Raw genomic sequence first — 17,708 nt, 5'->3', positions numbered from 1 at the left:
CCGATCAAGAAACAGCCATGAATGAAACGGTTGTCGAAGAAACAGCAAAGCGCGACGACGTATAAGTTATACCTATGATTAACATACAGATCAAGGTTACAGCCCGGAGGGACAGATCCCTCCGGGCTCTTTGCATGACCGCAGTAGCGGACATGCCCGTGCAGGCGAATATGGAGGGCAGACGCCAATTTTGAGCCTTGCAGGACACCCGTCCATGATGCATCTGACCCCGAGGCATATCCTTTAGAGGGAAGACCAATCTCGTGGAGAGTCAGGAAATGAGATCTCCTTGAAGGAAGACAGGGTGAATAATGTGGCAAAACGAAGAAACCGCCCGCTGACTGAAGCGGAGGCGGCCTACCGCGGCGGATATGCAGAAGGCCGCAGGTTTGGCGGCTGTCAGGCCATCATGGAGCGGATGCAGCCGTTTGAACCGACCTTGCGGGACATGAAGGTACTGTATATCCCGCAGGGATTCGATGCCATTGATCAGGGTGTCATTCTGGCACTGCAACAGTCGGTCCGAGAATGCGTTGTTGGATCGCCAGCAACGATGTTGCAAGAAGCCAGTCAGCACCAACCAGATGTTGTTCTTGTGATGAACGGCCTGCACGTATTTCCCGAGAATCATCTGGAGCAGGTGAAGGGAATACGTGAACTGGGGATTCGGACTGCAGTATGGTTTGTCGATGATCCCTATTTCACGGAGGATACCGCGACGATCTGTCAGCATTACGACATCGTGTTTACTCATGAAGAGGCTGCCGTGCCCTTCTACACAAACCAGGGAGCAAGGCGGGTCATTTACATGCCACTGGCAGTAAATCCAGGCATGTATCATCCGCGCCGCACTGAGCCGCAATACCAGTATGATATCTGCTTTATTGGCACTGGGTTTTGGAACCGGATTGATCTGTTTAATCAGCTTGCGCCTTACCTTGCGGATAAAAAGGTGTTCATTGCCGGAAGTCAGTGGAATCGGCTTGCAAGGCTAGATGTACTGGGGCAGTTTATTCACGAAGGATGGATTGACCCCGAGGCAACGGTTGATTATTACAATGGCGCCAAAATTGTAATTAACGTACACCGAACCTGTGAGAATGGTGAGGATAATCGAAACACCCATCAGCTCCAGGGGAGATCGATTAATCCGCGCACCTATGAGATCGGTGCCTGTGGCACGATGCAGATTACCGATACTCGTGGAGATTTGCCCCGTTATTATCAGCCCGGATATGACATCGAGACATTTAGCACAGCGGCAGAACTGCAGCGCAAGATCCACTATTATCTGCATCATGAAGAAGAACGCCAGAATATCGCTTGGCGAGGTCTGCTCACCACCATGAATCGCCATACGTTTAACCGCCGCATTACCGAGTTGTTAGGACATCTGTAGTTTCCCTTCTGTGAAAGGGCAGCATCAGGAAGCACGTTATCCCAAATAAAAAGGAGTGGCCGTATGTCTCTCAAACATCGTAAAACGAGAAAGTTTCATCAACCACCTGTAGTCAGTCTGGCAGATCAGGCTCGAAAAAACGGGCAGCGTGCCGGATTTGATGCAGGTAAAGAAGAAGGATATCTGCGTGGCCGCGCCAACTATATTGTGAATTGTGCACAAGAGCCCCTGCCTTTCCGGCAGCTTCACGTGCTCTATGTTTCTTCGGGAAAAGGTTTCCCATACTCTCCGCTGGATGAAGCGATTATGGCTACACTTCAGGGGATGGTTGCTCAGGTGACGTTGTCTGATCCACGTCAGCCGGTATCTCAAGTTGCGCTCGAAACCCGTCCTGACCTGGTGTTAGTGCTGGATGGCATGGATATCCCTATCGAGCACATCGATGCCATACGCCAGGCGGGAATTCAGACGGCAATCTGGCTTACAGACGATCCGTATTACACCGACATGACGCTGGAAATTGTGAAGCATTATGATCATGTATTCACACTGGAACTGAATTGTGTTGAACTATATCGCCAGCATGGCTGTGCATCCGTGCATTATATGCCTTTTGCCGCATTCACCAACCACTACTTCCCGATCACAACCCCTTCCCCGCTCAAAAGGGATGTTAGCTTTATCGGCTCAGCATACTGGAACCGCGTGTATTTCTTCAATCCAATCATGCCGCATCTTATGACACACAATACCGTCTTTAACGGCATCTGGTGGGACCGTCTGCCTGACTATACGGCCTATGGCGAGAAAATCGAGCTGGGTCGCTGGATGAGTCCGCAAGAGACCAATGACGTATACAACGGCACCAAAATCGTCATCAATCTGCATCGCTCCCATGAGGATGATTCAGTCAACAATAACCAGATCAAAATTCCGCCAGCCTCACCAAACCCGAGAACGTTTGAGATTGCCGCTAGCACAACACTGCAACTGACCGATGCACGCGACGATCTGGCACGTTTCTATAAACCGGGGGTGGAGATCGAGACGTATTCTTCACCTCAGGAGTTGCTTGAGAAGGTGGATTATTACCTTGCACATGAGAAGGAACGGCGCGAGATTGCCCTGCGAGGGCTCGAACGGACGTTGAAAGATCACACGTATGGCAGAAGAATCAATCAATTGTTAAGCATTGTATTCCCTTAATCTCGGCCAGGAGGAGGTGTGCACAGTACCCTGTATCGGTTTGTCTGTATGCAGGGTCCGTGTGCGGCCATGGCAATGAAACCAAAACTGATGCTGTTTTCCCATGTATGCAATACCCGCAGTATTACAGGGGCGGAGAAGCTTTTGCTTCATTTTATGCGAGAAATCGGTGTGATCTTCGAATGTGTGCTCGTCGCCCCCCAAGAAGGGAAACTTACCGGACTCGCACGAAGGTTTGGCATTCAGGTTCACATATGTAATTTGCCGATGCTTCACGGTGTGTACACCCCTTATCAGGGCATTGCGCAAGATGCAGAACATCTGCGGCACACCCCGGCATTTCAGGATGCACTTTGGCTGATTCGAAGTCACGAGCCGGATATGATTCTAACCAATACCTGTGTGAATGTGATGCCCGCTGTGGCCGCAAAATCACTGGGAATTCCGGTCATCTGGAAAATTACCGAGATTATTCAGGCGAATGAACACACAGCCGAAGCGATCCAGATGATCGGCCAGTATGCGGACTGGATTATCGGGATTTCCGAGACTGCAGCGGTACCGTTCAAAGAAGCAGGTATGGGTGACCGGGTAACCATTATTTCCCCGACATGGGAGCCTTCCCTGCCTGCACCGGATCGCTGGCTTCATCTACGTGAGCGAAAACGCAGGGAGCTTGGCTTCAAGTCTTCGCATACCTGTATCGGTTATATCTCTTCCTTTATATATGATGCCAAAGGTTTAAAACCCTTTGTAGATATGGCACTGAAGCTGTGTGAGACACATCCTCGCTGCCGCTTCTGGATCATTGGCGCACCGTCGGATAAAAAGTATTACGACGAATGTGTATCACGGGTGAAACGGTCTGGGTACGCAAGGCGCTTCATTTTTACCACGTTCGAGGAAAATGTATCTCTGGCCTACGCTGCGATGGATATCGTGGTCATCCCCAGCATGGTAAAAGAAGGATTCGGCATGACTGCGCTGGAGGGACTTTATTTTGCCAAACCGGTCATCGCCTTTGCCCAGGGTGGTCTCAGTGAATTGATGGAATCCGTAGGGAGCGGTGCATTTCTGGCGCCGCCAGGGGACAGTGACGCACTTGTTACATTGGCGATGACGCTGCTGAACGATTCTGAGCTTGCTTCCGATACCGGATGGCGTAACCGGACAGAAGCGGAAAAGCTGTATGGAATCGAAACCTACCGAGTGAAGCTGCATACGATGGTCACACAGTGGTTGCTCCGTTTTCCCGGATGGTTCAAGTATATCCAGCCACCGAATGGTCCTGTGTTGACTTGGGGGGATGGTGGACTTCGTACAGTACTGATTTCCGATCCATCCCTCATACGGACGTTGCTGTTCCCAGAAAACATTGTGCAGCTTCTACCTCGCTCTTCGTTGCCGCCAGTAACCGTGACAGGGCAGGGAGAGGGAACCGGAAAACCACGCGAAGAAGATCAACGGATTGAACCGGTAATTCGCGTGAGAAAACGCCGCCGCAAGAGAAGTGTTCCGACTTCTCGCCGTAAGCTTAACGCGGTGAAACGGACGATTCGAACCGGGAAGAAGAGCCGTACGGCCCGTAAAGTAAAAAGCCGGCACGCATCTGCTTCGAAATTGTTTACTCGCAGACGCTCTTCCAGAAGTAAGGGACGCCGACGTACGACACGCAAAAGTTCCAATACACGATAAGAGACAAAGTTCCTAATACACGTTAAATAGAGGGACTCCAATACAAGAAAAAAGGGGTTTCTAATACACGATAGAAGGCAGGGATAACGATGAAGATCATGACGGTGCTGGGTACGAGACCTGAGATTATTCGGCTCAGCCTGATCATTTCCAAGCTGGACCAGTATGCGTCCAAACATATTCTGGTACACACGGGACAGAACTTCACAGAAAGTCTCAGCGGTCTTTTTTTCAAGGAAATGGGTCTGCGTGCCCCGGATTATGTTCTTCAGGATGAAGCCGCCTCATTGGGGCGACAGCTGTCCTCCATGTTTACACAGATGGAAGACTTGATCCTGCAGGAGAAGCCCGACAAGGTGCTTTTGCTTGGAGACACGAACAGTGCCTTGTGTGCTGTACTCGCTGAACGTATGGGCATTCCTGTTATTCATATGGAGGCAGGGAATCGCTGTTTCGATCTGGATGTGCCGGAGGAGAAAAACCGCCGCGTGATTGATGCGATCTCCACCATTAATATGCCTTACACCGAACAAAGCAAGAAACATCTTGTCAGTGAAGGCGTGCCCAGCCGCCGCATTGTGCTTACGGGCAATCCGATCTACGAGGTGATGGAACATTATGGTCCGCAGGTCAATGCCAGCAAAATTTTGAAAAAACTCAAGCTGAAGCCCGGACAATATTTTCTCGTCACCGCTCATCGGGCTGAAAATGTCGATCACCCTCCTCATCTGCTGGGGATTATGAAGGGGCTGAATCAAGTCGCGGAGGAACAAGGGCAACGCGTGATATGCAGTATTCATCCGCGAACGGCGATTCGCATTGCCGAACATCTGCAGCTGGAGATGCATCCGCTGGTGGAATTCCATGAGCCGTTTGGATTTTTCGACTTTGTCATGCTGGAGCGACATGCACGTTGTGCGCTCACAGACAGCGGAACGGTTCAGGAAGAATGTTGCATCATGGGAGTGCCTACCGTAACGATGCGTCGCACGACAGAACGTCCGGAAACGGTAGACTGTGGCAGCAATGTGGTCTCCGGCCTGGATGCCGCACGCATTGCGGATTGTGTGAACGTGATGACCAAACTGCCAAATGATTGGGATTGTCCGCAAGGTTACAAGGCAACAGATGTGTCCAGTAAAGTGGTCAAATTTCTGCTTGGAGGGAAAATGCATGTTTGAAAATAAGCGTATACTCGTGACTGGCGGTACGGGATCATGGGGGTATGAGCTTGTCGCTCAACTGTTGCCCCAGCAGCCAAAAGAAATTATTGTGTACTCTCGCAACGAGTCCAGCCAGGTAGCGATGAGTCGTGATTTTGAAGACCCACGACTTCATTTCCGCATTGGGGATATTCGTGACAAAGACGCCTTGACGGCGGCCTGCCAACATGTGGATTATGTTTTCCATCTGGCAGCACTCAAGCATGTTCCGGTATGTGAAGACCAGCCGTATGAAGCACTCAAAACAAACGTGATCGGCACACAGAATGTCATCGAGGCGGCGATTGAAAATAAAGTGAAAAAAGTCATTTATATTTCAACTGACAAAGCCGCCAATCCTTCGAACTTCTATGGAATGACCAAGGCGATCGGTGAGAAGTTAATTGTTTATGCGAACCTGCTTCATAGTGATACGAAGTTTGTCACGGTACGGGGCGGCAATGTGCTCGGCACCAACGGCAGTGTAGTGCATCTGTTCAAAAACCAGATTCGCCAAAAAGGTCAGGTATCCATTACGGATATGGGCATGACCCGGTTCTTCCTTACACTCAAGGATGCGATTACACTGTTGTTTAAAGCTTCGGTAGAAAGTGTTGGTGGAGAGATCTTTGTCATGACGATGCCAACGTGCAAGATTGTTGATCTTGCCGAAGTGCTGATTGAGGATTCCGGTGTGGAAAACGTAGCGATTGTGGAACGTGGCGTTCGTCCGGGCGAGAAAATCCACGAAATACTAATGAGTGAATTCGAGAGCATGACGACCGTTGTCTACGACGAGCAGTATCTGGTCATTTTGCCTACGCTCGGCATTCCAGGATTGCGTGAGCATTATACCAACTGCCCACCGGTGCCATACAGCAGCTTCAGTTCTGAGCACCAACTTATGACCAAAGAAGAGATTCGTGAAATTCTGAAGCGCGGAGGGTTTCTGTCATGAAGCTGCTGATTCTTGGGGGAAACGGAATGGCCGGCCATATTCTGGTCGACTATTTCCGCCGTCAAGGTGTGCACAGTGTCTTCTACACCACCCGGGATGTGACTGACCCGAATGGTTTGGTCCTGGATGTGAATGACAGCTTTATGGTCGACAGGCTTGTAGAAGCGGTGCACCCGGACGTTATCATTAATGCAGTTGGTGTGCTGAACAGCTTCGCGGATGAGGATAAAATTGGCGCTTATCATATCAATGGCTTTCTGCCGCATCGTCTGCGGCGGATGGCAGATTCCATCGGTGCACGTCTGATCCACATTAGCACAGATTGTGTGTTCAGTGGAGATCGTGGGGCATATCGGGAGGATGATGTGACAGACGGTACATCATCCTACGCGATTACAAAAGCACTCGGTGAAGTACGGGATGAAGGACATTTGACGATACGTACGTCCATTATTGGACCTGAAATCCGGCAGGGTGGTATTGGTCTGATGCAGTGGTTTATGTCCAGTACAGGTGAGGTTGGCGGGTATACACGAGTCTTCTGGAATGGCGTGACAACACTGGAGCTTGCCAAATGGGTAGACCACTATCTGGATTCTCGAGTCAGTGGCCTGATCCATCTTGCTCATCCAGCACCGGTCAGTAAACATGACCTGCTTGTGCTGTTCCAGCAGGTCTGGAACAAACAGGATGTGAAGGTTGTACCGGATGATAGCATGGTGCAGGATCGCACGCTCGTATCCACCCGTGAGGATGTGAAGACAGACCTGCCGGACTATTCAACTATGCTGAAGGAGCTGGCATTATGGATGGAGCAGAGCTGACGGGTAAAAAAGTACTGATTACAGGCGCCTCCGGTTTTACAGGACGACATGCTGTAACCTATTTCCAAGGTGCCAGTGCGGATGTTGTGGCCGTTGTGAGGCGGCCGGATGTGTATTCGTTTGGTAAAAACGTGGGCGTATATGTCTGTGATCTCAATAATAAGGATCAAGTTCGTGAACTGATTCAGGAGATTGAGCCGGATTATGTGCTTCATCTCGCTGGCAAAAACTCGGTTCCGGATTCCTGGGCTGATCCCTTGTTAGTGCTTGAAACCAACGTGATGGCGGTGCTGTACCTTCTGGATGCTCTACGCATCTGTCCGAAGGCGCGGACGGTGATTGTAGGGTCCAGACTCAAGTACACACCGGAACCTGGAAGAATACCTCAGCCGCCGCATCCTTACAGCTTGAGCAAAGCGCTGGAAGAGATGGTGTCGCTGTCTTGGATGTCCCTGTTCGGTCAGCAGATCATGCTGGCAGAACCGGGTAATCTGATTGGTGCCGGGCCCTCTACGGGCATCTGCTCTCTGCTTGCCCGCCATGTGGTTGCTTGTGAGCAGACGGGCAAAACCGAAGCGTTTCGTTTATCCGGGCGAGATAATACACGTGATTTTCTGGATGTACGGGATGCGGTTCGTGCGTATGCTACCTTATTGGTACATGGCAGCAGTGGTACAGTGTATCCGGTGGTGTCCGGGGTGGAACGGAGCCTTGGAGAGATCGCTGATCTGCTGATGTCAATGACAGAAGCCAAAGTACCGATCCGCTGGGATGGTACTTCATCTGGGCCGGACGGAGCAGGGAAACAGGAGTTAATGTCGGAACTACGCCAATTGGGCTGGCAACCGCAGATCTCATTTGAGGCATCACTACGCGATATTTTGAGTGATGTTCGTACCCAGCACCAGCAAGGGAGGACGACAGGATGAATCCGCGTGTATCCATTGTGATTCCGTTCTACAATTGCCATTACGTGCCGATGGCGATTCAGAGTGCGCTGGATCAAACCTATCCAGAGGTCGAGATTATCGTTGTCAACGACGGCTCCACAAGACATGCGGAGCTGCTCCAGCCTTATCTTCCGCGGATTAATGTACTTGGCAAAAGCAACGGCGGCACCGCCTCTGCACTGAACCACGGCATCCGGCATGCCTCGGGTGATTATGTGGCTTGGCTGAGCTCGGATGATTTCTTTTATCCTGATAAAATTCGTTACCAGCTTGAATTTATGCAGCGTGAACATGTCCTGGTCTCGCATACGAATTTTCACTATATCAATGAACATTCGGCGGTTACCAAAATGCATGGTGGGCCTGAGCCGATGTCTGAACTGGATTGTTTACGCCGTTTTAATGGCGGTAATCCGGTCAACGGATGCACGGTCATGATCCGTAAGGATCTGTTCAGCGGCGTAGGGCTGTTTGATGAGCTGCTGCCTTATACGCATGACCTGGATCTCTGGTTGCGAATACTGCTTAATGGTCATCGCTTCCCGTACCTGAATGAGCCGCTAACGGCGTATCGCTGGCATGGGGGGATGGGGTCGGTACGTCATGCGGACGTGATCGGCAGAGAAGCGTCCATGGTCTGGTCCAGGTACCGCGAACCGTTGTTGCAGCGTATTGCTGCGCTTGGCGGGTAGCGATTGAGGCCGTTATGAAGCCGCACTGCGTGCTGAATAGCGGCCTGTTTGGCGTAGCCTTTTGCGAGGGGAATAAAGAGATTCCTAACCGGATGTGTGCCATAAGTTAGTTTTAATGTCAGAAGGGTCGGCTGCTCGGTAATACAGTACAAAAGGTATAAAAATGTACGTTTATCATACCGCGAATGCCCGATACCGTTGCTTGGAAGCTTCATATACTGGAGGAGACGCATGAGTTTGCTTTGCAGAGATTTGTGGAGGAAGGGGATGCCCGGATGGAGCCGAAGGTATCGATCGTGATTCCTTTTTATAATTGTCCATATATTGAGCAAGCCGTTCACAGTGCCCTTCACCAGACGTATCCCCATATTGAGGTAATCGTGGTGGATGATGGTTCAACCAAACATGTGGAACGACTGCAGCCGTTTATGGATCAGATTCATTACATTCGCAAAGAAAACGGCGGTACAGCGACCGCGCTCAACGAAGGCATCAAACATGCGACAGGGAATTATTTTGTCTGGCTCAGCTCAGATGATGTGATGTTGCTGAATCGGGTGGAGAAGCAGTTACAGTTCATGCTTGATGTCAGAGCATCGTTCTGTCATGGGGCGTATCATTACGTGAATGAAAATGGCGAATGGTTAGATACGGTACAGCCCGAGGTGGGAAGCCGTCTGGAGATGCTGCAAGTACTGATGGAAGGCTGCCCGATTAACGGTTGTACGGTAATGGTGGAGATGGAGGCATTTGAGCGCTTTGGGGTATTTGACACCGATTTTCGGTATACGCATGATTACGAGATGTGGCTAAGGCTGTTCCCGTTGTATGAGTTGTTTTACTTCAATGAACCGCTGATGTGTTATCGATTGCACGAGTCGATGGGCACCAAGCGACATTTCAAGGAACTGGTTGCGGAGATGGAACGCGTTCAAGAGAAGCACCGTCCGACCCTGCTTAACTTGCTGCATGTTGGCGGGTATTGGAAGTAATCAATGATTGACGTCTACAGAGCAAAATGATGGAGCAAGATGAGAGGGATGAGCAGGATGAAATCTGAACATTGGGAGCGAACACCTAACCAGCCGCGTTTCAGATGCTGTAGGGTGCACGCTCTTCTTTTTTTAGAGATGAGATAGGATGGGGTGGAGTTAAGAAGATTAGATTAGGGCGAACAAAACGGAATATAAATATGGAATGGAAAACTACGGGTAGCAGGTATGAAAGGTGAATTTCAAGTATAATGAGTGGTGACTTGTACATAGAAGGGACTGAACGATGCGCAGATGTCAATATTGGATAACCAGACTATTAAACTATGATTAATGGAGGTTAACGTATTGATTACCGAATTACACACGACAAGACTGCATTTGCGGCAAATGAAGGAATCCGACTCGGCTGACCTGTTTCAGGTATGGTCCGATCCGGAGGTAGCCCGGTTTATGAATATTTCACCTTTCTCCGATGAAAAACAAGCGCTAGAGATGATCCAGTTGCTTGCTAATCTCGCTGAGGAAAAGCAGGCCATCCGGTTCACCATCATTGAAAAGGAGTCAGGTGTGATTCTGGGTTCCTGTGGTTACAATGATCTGAACTTCGAACAAGCTAGAGCTGAGATCGGGTACGATCTTGCCAGAGCCCATTGGGGCAAAGGGTATGCGACAGAAGCTGTTTCTGCTCTGTTAACACATGGCTTCACGACCTTGGCATTATACCGAATTGAGGCCAAAGTTGATCCTCGTAACGTGAGCTCTATTAAACTGCTGGAAAAGCTTGATTTCACACAGGAAGGAACCCTGAGAGGTTACGAGAGAGCAGGAAGTGGAGCAGAATCAGGTTCGAGGGACACGTTTAACGATCTGTATATGTATTCGAAGCTGGCTTCTGATTAAGGCAACAGGACGGATAAATAAACTCCAAATATGAAAAAAGAAGCTGCAGATTGAAGTCTGTGGCTTCTTTGTGTTCATTAGTCTTTTTCATTCAAAATAACCATGGATACCGGATCGGGGAAGACATATCCTTTCGGAAGTTTTTGCATAAGTGCATTCATCGCCTCGTAATCCACCTCAATGTGGGGCGTGGAGACAGGAACGGTAAACCAGCGATTATACAGATCACTTGGAACAAGCAAGGTCATGCCCGGAGCCCTCCTCTATAGATCGCTTCTTGATATACATCCAGTGTACGTAACCCCATTTCTTCTAGGGAGCGATGCTGTTCAGCCCACAATTTGGCGGCTGCTCCTACCTTTTTGCGGGTTGCATCGTCTTCAAGCAGTGCATTTAGCAGTTCGCTGAGAGAGTCCACATCCTGCGGAGGGACGACCCAGCCGGTGCGACCAGGTTCAACCATTTCGGGCATGCCTGCTGTGCCGCTGACGATGACGGGGACACCGGCAAGTTGTGCTTCGGTAACAGAAAAAGGTTGTGTGTCTTGAAGGCTTGGCTGCACATAAATATCTGCGTGTTTGAGAAAAGAAGGGATGTTGTCCAGCTTACCCCAGAATACGATATCTTCAGTAATACCAGCGTTAGAAGCCTGACCACGCAACTCATCGAGCAGATTGCCTTCTCCTGCAATCCAGCACACCCAATCTGAACGTTTTTTCTTCAGGCTGGCGAGTGCCTTGATCAGCACATGCACCCCTTTGATATATTCAAGTCTCCCGGTAAAAGCAATGACCTTTTTATCGGCAGGTGCACGATGAGGGAACCTGGCAGCCGCAGCTTTACGATAATTCGGCAGATCGACAGCGTACGGAATCTGTCTGAATTTGGACTCAGGAACCGCGAGTTCAGTCACCGTGCTTTTGATCCAATGGCTCGACACGAGAATCAATTCAGATTGCGCGGCGCTTCGCTGCTCCAGGGAGAGGAAGTAACGTCCTCTTTTGGATTGCAGATATGCAGGCAATGTTAGTTGAGGGTTGGAGTTCTGCGCATCATAGAACGCTTCGCGGGCGAGTGCTCCATGGTAACTCGTGACGAGAGGAATGTTTCGCTTCAAAATGCGTTTGATTGCAACGGCTGCAACAGGGTCTTGTGCATGAATTACATCATACTGTTCTACCCCCAGAAAAGCCGCAGCCATCTCAAAGGCATATCTGTTCAACTCGTAATAAGCAAGCAGAGGGTCGGCAGTGAATTGTGGCAGGTCGGTTGGGTTAAGCTTGGCTTGAAGCATGGGCCATACCAGGTCTTTCGAGAATGAACGATTGAGATTACGGACATATACTTCATTTCTAGCGCTGTTTGTGCCCATGATATCCACTTCGACACCGAGGGCAACGAGTCTGTCGGCGAGTTGTTTAATATATGTCCAGATGCCTCCCATATGTGTAAGTTCCCAATACGTAACGAGCAGAACTCTCATAACGACCTCCTTGTCGCGGCCTGCACAGGCCGAACTCCTATCCTGTTATTCTATGAAATAAGCAAGTGGGAAGGTCGGGCATTGGTTGCATATCTATAAAATTGGGTGACCGTACATGCCACTGGACGAGAAGATGCATATCCTGACTACAGGGAGAATATTGAAGGATTTAGGCTCCGTAGGAGGGATACGAGATGGCGGCTTATACCATTCAGATGCATGAGAATGTTCTTCAGACGTTTATTCCTGTGAAATACATGGATGTGGAGGTTGCTTATGTTGGAGACGGCGAAGGAACAGATGTATTCGTTGGAGTAGGCGGGAATTACGGAGAATTGTACCGAAACTTATTTCATGTAAACCCGGGCTCCGGGTCGGTAGCAAATAGTTATGTCATTCATAATCTGAATGTGCCTGCCGAGATTTGTGAGCTGAAAATCATAAGTAATAATTCAGTGCCGAATCATCTGGTGATTCGAATCTATTGTCGCAGCGGGGAAGGACAGCTTATCGGTGTATTGTCGGAGCATCAAATGATAAAACTTGCAGATTGATGAGTAATCAACGATAGGAGCAGGCGAGAAGCCTGGTCCTTTTTTTGTCGTTACTTTTGCAAAATAGCCCCTTAAAAAATAGCTTGACAGTAAAGGTATTTTCATTAAAATTAAACCAGTATAAAACGAAAGTTTAAAACAATGATTTAAAACGATGGTTTGAAAAATCGTATTTATAGGCAGTCCGCAGGCCGGTTCATTCTGATGCCATGGCGACGCCGGAAAAGAGAGTGAGTTCGTGAAACAACAAACAACAGTACCGCAGGAGACCGAGGCATTTTCACTTAAGACGATCATCTTGCCCCTTCTATCGATTATCGTCGGAATGATTATGGTCATTCTGGACAGCACGGTCGTTAACGTCGCTATTCCGAATCTGGTACAGTACTTCGAGACTGACCTGAAAACGATTCAATGGACGGTTACAGGGTACACGCTGGCTTTGTCTGCCGTAATTCCACTAGCCGGATGGCTAACCGACCGTTTCGGGGCCAAAAGAGTATTTCTATTCACTATTGCCATGTTCACCCTTGGCTCCGTATTGTGTTCGATTGCTCAATCACCTGAGCAGTTGATTTTATTTCGTGTCATTCAAGGACTTGGAGGCGGCATGGTTGCTCCAATCGGGATGGCGATGGTGTTTCGTCTGGCTCCGCCGGAACGCAGAGGTTCCATTATGGGGATGCTCGGTATTCCGATGCTGCTTGCTCCTGCGCTCGGTCCGGTATTGTCCGGCTGGTTTATTGAATCGGTCAGCTGGCACTGGATTTTCCTGATTAATCTGCCGATTGGTATTGCGGCTTTCATTCTCTGTGTTCGCTTCTTACCGGATACCGACCGCGGCCTTACACCTGCTCTGGATTTGCTGGGTATGATTCTAGCACCCATTGCTTTCTCCATGCTGGCGTATGGTGTAAGTGAAGGCGGCACGAGCTGGACGTCTGCGACAACACTTACGGGTGTTATTGTTGGCGGAGTAGCGCTTATCCTGTTTATTATCGTAGAGCTTCGTCAAAAAAATCCGTTGCTTGAGCTTCGTGTGTTTACCTCTTCCGATTTCTCCAGAGGTATCGTCCTGGCCTGGGTAGCCCAAGTGGCATTGTTCGGCTCCATGATTCTGATCCCGCTCTACTTGCAGCAAATCAAAGGATACACGGCACTCGAGACAGGACTTATCCTGTTGCCTCAAGCTTTGGCTTCGGGGATTTCGATGCCACTGGGTGGTCGACTGTTTGACAAGATCGGAGCAAGACCACTGGCCTTTGTAGGTTTGGGTATTATTTCAGGTGCGTTGTTTATTTTGTCTACGATTACAGCAACGACAGGCCTTGGTCTTATTATTACAGCTTTGCTTATGATGGGATTTGGCATGGGCTTGTCCATGATGCCTTTGAACACACATGTGCTGAATGCAGCACCGCGTAAACTGGTGGCACGTGTGACACCACTGACTGCTGCTGCGCAGCAGGTTGTTGTATCTTTCGCGGTAGCGGGTCTTACCGGTTTTCTTACCTCTCGTGTGACAAGTAACACAATGGGCACGGAGAAAGCGGATATCGTAAACGGACTGGTGAGTGGATTCAATGATACGTTTTTACTCGCAGCTTGCATTGCGCTGTTCGGTTGTGTGCTTAGTCTGATTCTGCGCAAACCGAAGCGTGTAGCTGAACCGGAACCGGAATTGCAGACAGGAGAGACTCCTGACCCTGCGATGATGATGGGACATTAATAGGTATCTGCCTGACAAAGGCAGTATGCAATAAATTGAGGGGCTGTCTCAAAAGCCCCTAAAATCACACATCGGTGAAGAGATATAACACCGATACGTCCAAAAAGGACAAAGCAGAAGCTCATCCTGCTTTGTCCTTTTTTCGTTTTTCCGTCAGTGTAGCTTTTTTAAGCAGATTGTGAGCAAGGCAAAGCCACCCGACCTCCAGGCTTACTTTTTGCAAGCCGCGAAGCAGGAATCTTCGGAATCCCCGATTGTTTTTGAGCTGTCCAAACACACTTTCTGGCTCGATCATGCGCCGAACGGAAAGCGTATATCCTTCCTCACTACGCAACCGCTCTCGCATCTCGTTTTTTTGCCGCATGTAGGTCATGCTGACCGCAATCTCTCGGTTACCTTGAGCCTTGGTGCATGTCGATTTCAAGGGGCACTGGCTACAATCCTCACTCCGGTAATGACGGGTTCGAATCGTGTAGCCGCTCTCCGTTTCCGATCGGTTTTCAACCCGGAAATGCAACGTCTGTCCTGCCGCACAAGTCCATGTATCTGACGTTTCATTGTAATCCCAGTTGTCGACTTTACCAATGGCTTGCCTAAAAGCCTTTGTTTTTTCTTTGTGATACGTCCCGTATTTGACGATCCCTTGGATATTTTTTTCTTCCATATAGCTGTAATTTTCCTCACTACCATACCCAGCATCGGCAATGACGATCTTGGGTCTTTGGCCAAGCATTTCTTCCAGATGATCCAGATGGGGCTTCAGACATTTGGTGTCCGTGGGCCGCTGATGCACACTGTAACCCAAAACAAACTGATTTTCTGTTCCGATCTGCACATTGTATCCCGGTTTCAATTGACCATTTCGCATGTGGTCCTCTTTCATTCGCATGAAGGTGGCGTCCGGATCGGTTTTACTGTAGCTGTTTCGCTCACCAGCCGTTTGGATTTGATGCTCGTATTTGTGCAGCCGGGGCAGCAAGTCCTTTCGCAACTGGCGCACCGCTTTCTTGAGTGTTTTGTCCTTGGTTTTTTCGCTGAGTTTTTCCTCCAATTGCTGGACGGCTTGCTCCAGCTTTTCCGCTGTGAGCGCCGAGGTTTCACCAAGTTCAGGCAGATCCGCCCCCGTGTGGAGGGCATCTTCTTCGTTTTCTGCTTCTTCGATGGCTTGAAACAGGGTATGTACTTTTTCTTGCAGCTTGGCCTGATGCTTAACGACGGCTTTTTTCCATACAAAGGTGTAGCGATTCGCACTCGCTTCAAGCTTGGTTCCGTCCAGAAAATAGTGATCCAAGGATACATATTGCTCCTGAACCAGCAGCTCCAGTACATGGGTAAACACAGTTTCCAGTACCGTTTTCATCCGCTCGGAACGAAAGCGATTAATGGTACGGAAGTCTGGCTGCTGTCGCCCGGCGAGCCACATGAACATGATATTTTCGCGAACCGCCTTGGCGATTTGCCGGGAAGAATAGATGCGCTGGGTGTAGGCGTAAATGATGATTTTAGTGAGCATTTTGGGATGATAGCTGTGGCGACCACCACCAGGGTATGCGGCGTTGAAAATGGAGTCGCTCAGGCCATGGACGGCCTCATTCACAACACGGACGAGGTGATTTTCGGGGATATCTGTCTCCAAATCCATTGGCAAGAAAAGTTGATTCATGGTATATTGAATGTACAAAGAAACCGTCTCCTTTTGTAAATGGTGGGTCGCACTTCCATTTTACCAAAGAACGGTTTCTTTTTGTTGTATAATTTTGGAGAATAGGGCTATCCCAAGTTTTTTTTATGACTTATGGGACAGCCCCTTTTGAATACCCATCGTGCTCAATGGAAAATCCGCAATGCCGTCATCATTTCGCGGAAAGAGGCTGCGTATCGGTCGGGTGAAAAGGACAGGCTCAGATGTTGTCTTCCCTGGATACGAATATATTCTCGCAGTTTCTTGTTGTTCATCAGCTCCATTGCTTCGTCTACTGCGGCATGCACATTGCCGATTGGATAGAATTTACCCGTTTTGTTGTGAGTAATAAATGAACGCACGCCATCCGAATCTGTGCTGAGTACAGGGCAACCACAGCTAATGGCTTCGGCTACGGCATAACCGAAACCTTCGAGTAAAGAAGTGGATAACATAATCCCCCCTGAAGCAGCAATCATGGAGTAGAAGGTTGGCATCTCCGAGTGGGGAACGTTCACAAAGATCCCGATGCGATCTTCTAAACCATACTCGGCGAGCAGATGCCGAAACATGACCTCATCTTCGGGATTAGCCAAGGTGGGATCGTGGAAGAGCCACAGCCTGGCTTTTGGTTTCTTTTTAATAATCGCATGGGAAATTTCGAGGAACTCACGCCAGTTTTTGTTGTGCTCCAGACGTCCGACCCACGCAAGAACCGGGTAAGGCGGAGTGTCCACAGCGAGTGGGGCAAAAGCATCCGTATCCAGCATGTTGGGAATGACAAAGCGATGAAGCCATGGACAAATATGAATGAACATATCCAGCAGGTGATCGGTTGGCGGTATTACAGCAGCATCGCAGTGAGCTTGAAGGTAGGGAACAGCCATTTCAATGGTCTCCAGTGCTTGTTCTCGCGTACCCAGACCTTGTGCTTCAAAAATAATCCGACCTTTGTAACCAAGACCTCTTAAACGGCCAGGCATGGCAATATCTGAAGTGGTAATAATGGCATCATAGTGCTGACTGTGAATCAGATGATGGATATCCTGGTCACTGGCGGCGGTGAAAATACGAGTATCGCTGTTGTTCTGCAAGCCTGAGCCTGTATTCAAATACAAAAGATGAGCCTCTATGCCATGACGTTTCAATACAGCGGTTCGCAGTCGATTCAGTGTATCCACACCACCGCTGGGAACGTAAAACGTGAACAATACTTTCACACGATTCACCCTCTGACTTATGGTCAGGAGCTCATTCTCCTGTACTGTATGTTACGTATGACACAAGGGCGGGGTGTGGGTACAATGTTGAAAGTTCACAATTTAGACAAAAAAAATTAAGCTTTATTTTAAGTGATCTTAAGCTGACACTAGCGTACATCTCCTATGATACAAATAACTTCCCGTGTTGTGTCTACTAGCGCTGCATGGGTATTTTTAA

Annotated in this window: 16 protein-coding genes; 12 read left to right on the top strand and 4 right to left on the bottom strand. The window is 49.2% G+C overall.

Annotation, left to right across the window (positions count from 1 at the left end):
* The first annotated feature begins 304 nt into the window (after nt 1-304).
* The 10 genes from AC1VYS_RS22845 to AC1VYS_RS22800 all read left to right on the top strand — a co-directional run bounded on the left by AC1VYS_RS22845 (nt 305) and on the right by AC1VYS_RS22800 (nt 10,821).
* Complete coding sequence (locus AC1VYS_RS22845) at nt 305-1,399, top strand: CgeB family protein (protein WP_482911599.1); 1,095 nt, start codon at nt 305-307, stop codon at nt 1,397-1,399.
* 63 nt (nt 1,400-1,462) lie between these two features.
* On the top strand, nt 1,463-2,605 hold the full coding sequence (locus AC1VYS_RS22840; protein ID WP_482911598.1) for a CgeB family protein: 1,143 nt from the start codon (nt 1,463-1,465) through the stop codon (nt 2,603-2,605).
* Nucleotides 2,606-2,653: 48 nt separating this feature from the next.
* Complete coding sequence (locus AC1VYS_RS22835) at nt 2,654-4,300, top strand: glycosyltransferase family 4 protein (protein WP_482911597.1); 1,647 nt, start codon at nt 2,654-2,656, stop codon at nt 4,298-4,300.
* A gap of 89 nt (nt 4,301-4,389) precedes the next feature.
* Nucleotides 4,390-5,481 (top strand): non-hydrolyzing UDP-N-acetylglucosamine 2-epimerase, encoded by a 1,092-nt coding sequence (gene wecB, locus AC1VYS_RS22830; protein ID WP_482911596.1) that lies wholly within the window; start codon nt 4,390-4,392, stop codon nt 5,479-5,481.
* Nucleotides 5,474-6,460 (top strand): polysaccharide biosynthesis protein, encoded by a 987-nt coding sequence (locus AC1VYS_RS22825; RefSeq protein WP_482911595.1) that lies wholly within the window; start codon nt 5,474-5,476, stop codon nt 6,458-6,460. The genes wecB and AC1VYS_RS22825 overlap by 8 nt, the downstream gene beginning before the upstream one ends.
* The gene (locus tag AC1VYS_RS22820) at nt 6,457-7,284 is read left to right on the top strand and encodes a dTDP-4-dehydrorhamnose reductase family protein (protein ID WP_482911594.1); all 828 of its coding nucleotides are present in this window, start codon (nt 6,457-6,459) and stop codon (nt 7,282-7,284) included. The genes AC1VYS_RS22825 and AC1VYS_RS22820 overlap by 4 nt, the downstream gene beginning before the upstream one ends.
* A complete protein-coding gene (locus AC1VYS_RS22815; protein ID WP_482911593.1) occupies nt 7,266-8,213 on the top strand; it encodes an NAD-dependent epimerase/dehydratase family protein in 948 nt (315 codons plus the stop codon). The genes AC1VYS_RS22820 and AC1VYS_RS22815 overlap by 19 nt, the downstream gene beginning before the upstream one ends.
* On the top strand, nt 8,210-8,926 hold the full coding sequence (locus AC1VYS_RS22810) for a glycosyltransferase (RefSeq protein ID WP_482911592.1): 717 nt from the start codon (nt 8,210-8,212) through the stop codon (nt 8,924-8,926). Before AC1VYS_RS22815 ends, AC1VYS_RS22810 begins: the two co-directional genes overlap by 4 nt.
* A 185-nt stretch (nt 8,927-9,111) precedes the next feature.
* Nucleotides 9,112-9,918 (top strand): glycosyltransferase, encoded by an 807-nt coding sequence (locus AC1VYS_RS22805; protein WP_482911591.1) that lies wholly within the window; start codon nt 9,112-9,114, stop codon nt 9,916-9,918.
* 348 nt (nt 9,919-10,266) lie between these two features.
* Nucleotides 10,267-10,821 carry a GNAT family N-acetyltransferase gene (locus AC1VYS_RS22800; RefSeq protein ID WP_482911590.1) on the top strand — a complete coding sequence of 185 codons (555 nt, stop codon included), beginning with the start codon at nt 10,267-10,269 and terminating at the stop codon, nt 10,819-10,821.
* A 77-nt stretch (nt 10,822-10,898) separates the two neighbouring features.
* On the opposite strand, the gene AC1VYS_RS22795 is transcribed toward AC1VYS_RS22800, so the two are convergent.
* Both AC1VYS_RS22795 and AC1VYS_RS22790 read right to left on the bottom strand, forming a co-directional pair.
* Nucleotides 10,899-11,069, bottom strand: coding sequence for a hypothetical protein (locus AC1VYS_RS22795; RefSeq protein WP_482911589.1), 171 nt, complete (start codon nt 11,067-11,069; stop codon nt 10,899-10,901).
* A complete protein-coding gene (locus AC1VYS_RS22790; protein ID WP_482911588.1) occupies nt 11,066-12,304 on the bottom strand; it encodes a glycosyltransferase family 4 protein in 1,239 nt (412 codons plus the stop codon). Before AC1VYS_RS22790 ends, AC1VYS_RS22795 begins: the two co-directional genes overlap by 4 nt.
* Before the next feature lie 194 nt (nt 12,305-12,498).
* On the opposite strand from AC1VYS_RS22790, the gene AC1VYS_RS22785 reads away from it, so the two are divergent.
* Nucleotides 12,499-12,858 carry a hypothetical protein gene (locus AC1VYS_RS22785; RefSeq protein ID WP_482911587.1) on the top strand — a complete coding sequence of 120 codons (360 nt, stop codon included), beginning with the start codon at nt 12,499-12,501 and terminating at the stop codon, nt 12,856-12,858.
* Nucleotides 12,859-13,096: 238 nt separating this feature from the next.
* Nucleotides 13,097-14,587 carry a DHA2 family efflux MFS transporter permease subunit gene (locus tag AC1VYS_RS22780; RefSeq protein ID WP_482911586.1) on the top strand — a complete coding sequence of 497 codons (1,491 nt, stop codon included), beginning with the start codon at nt 13,097-13,099 and terminating at the stop codon, nt 14,585-14,587.
* Nucleotides 14,588-14,708: 121 nt separating this feature from the next.
* On the opposite strand, the gene AC1VYS_RS22775 is transcribed toward AC1VYS_RS22780, so the two are convergent.
* Both AC1VYS_RS22775 and AC1VYS_RS22770 read right to left on the bottom strand, forming a co-directional pair.
* Nucleotides 14,709-16,268, bottom strand: coding sequence for an IS1182 family transposase (locus AC1VYS_RS22775; protein WP_482911585.1), 1,560 nt, complete (start codon nt 16,266-16,268; stop codon nt 14,709-14,711).
* Between the two features lie 146 nt (nt 16,269-16,414).
* Nucleotides 16,415-17,488 (bottom strand): glycosyltransferase family 4 protein, encoded by a 1,074-nt coding sequence (locus tag AC1VYS_RS22770; protein ID WP_482911584.1) that lies wholly within the window; start codon nt 17,486-17,488, stop codon nt 16,415-16,417.
* Nucleotides 17,489-17,708 lie beyond the last annotated feature (220 nt).

The organism is Paenibacillus sp. G34 (assembly GCF_056856875.1).
Note: the sequence above shows the minus strand (reverse complement) of the source record. Positions and strands in the feature narration are given on the sequence as shown.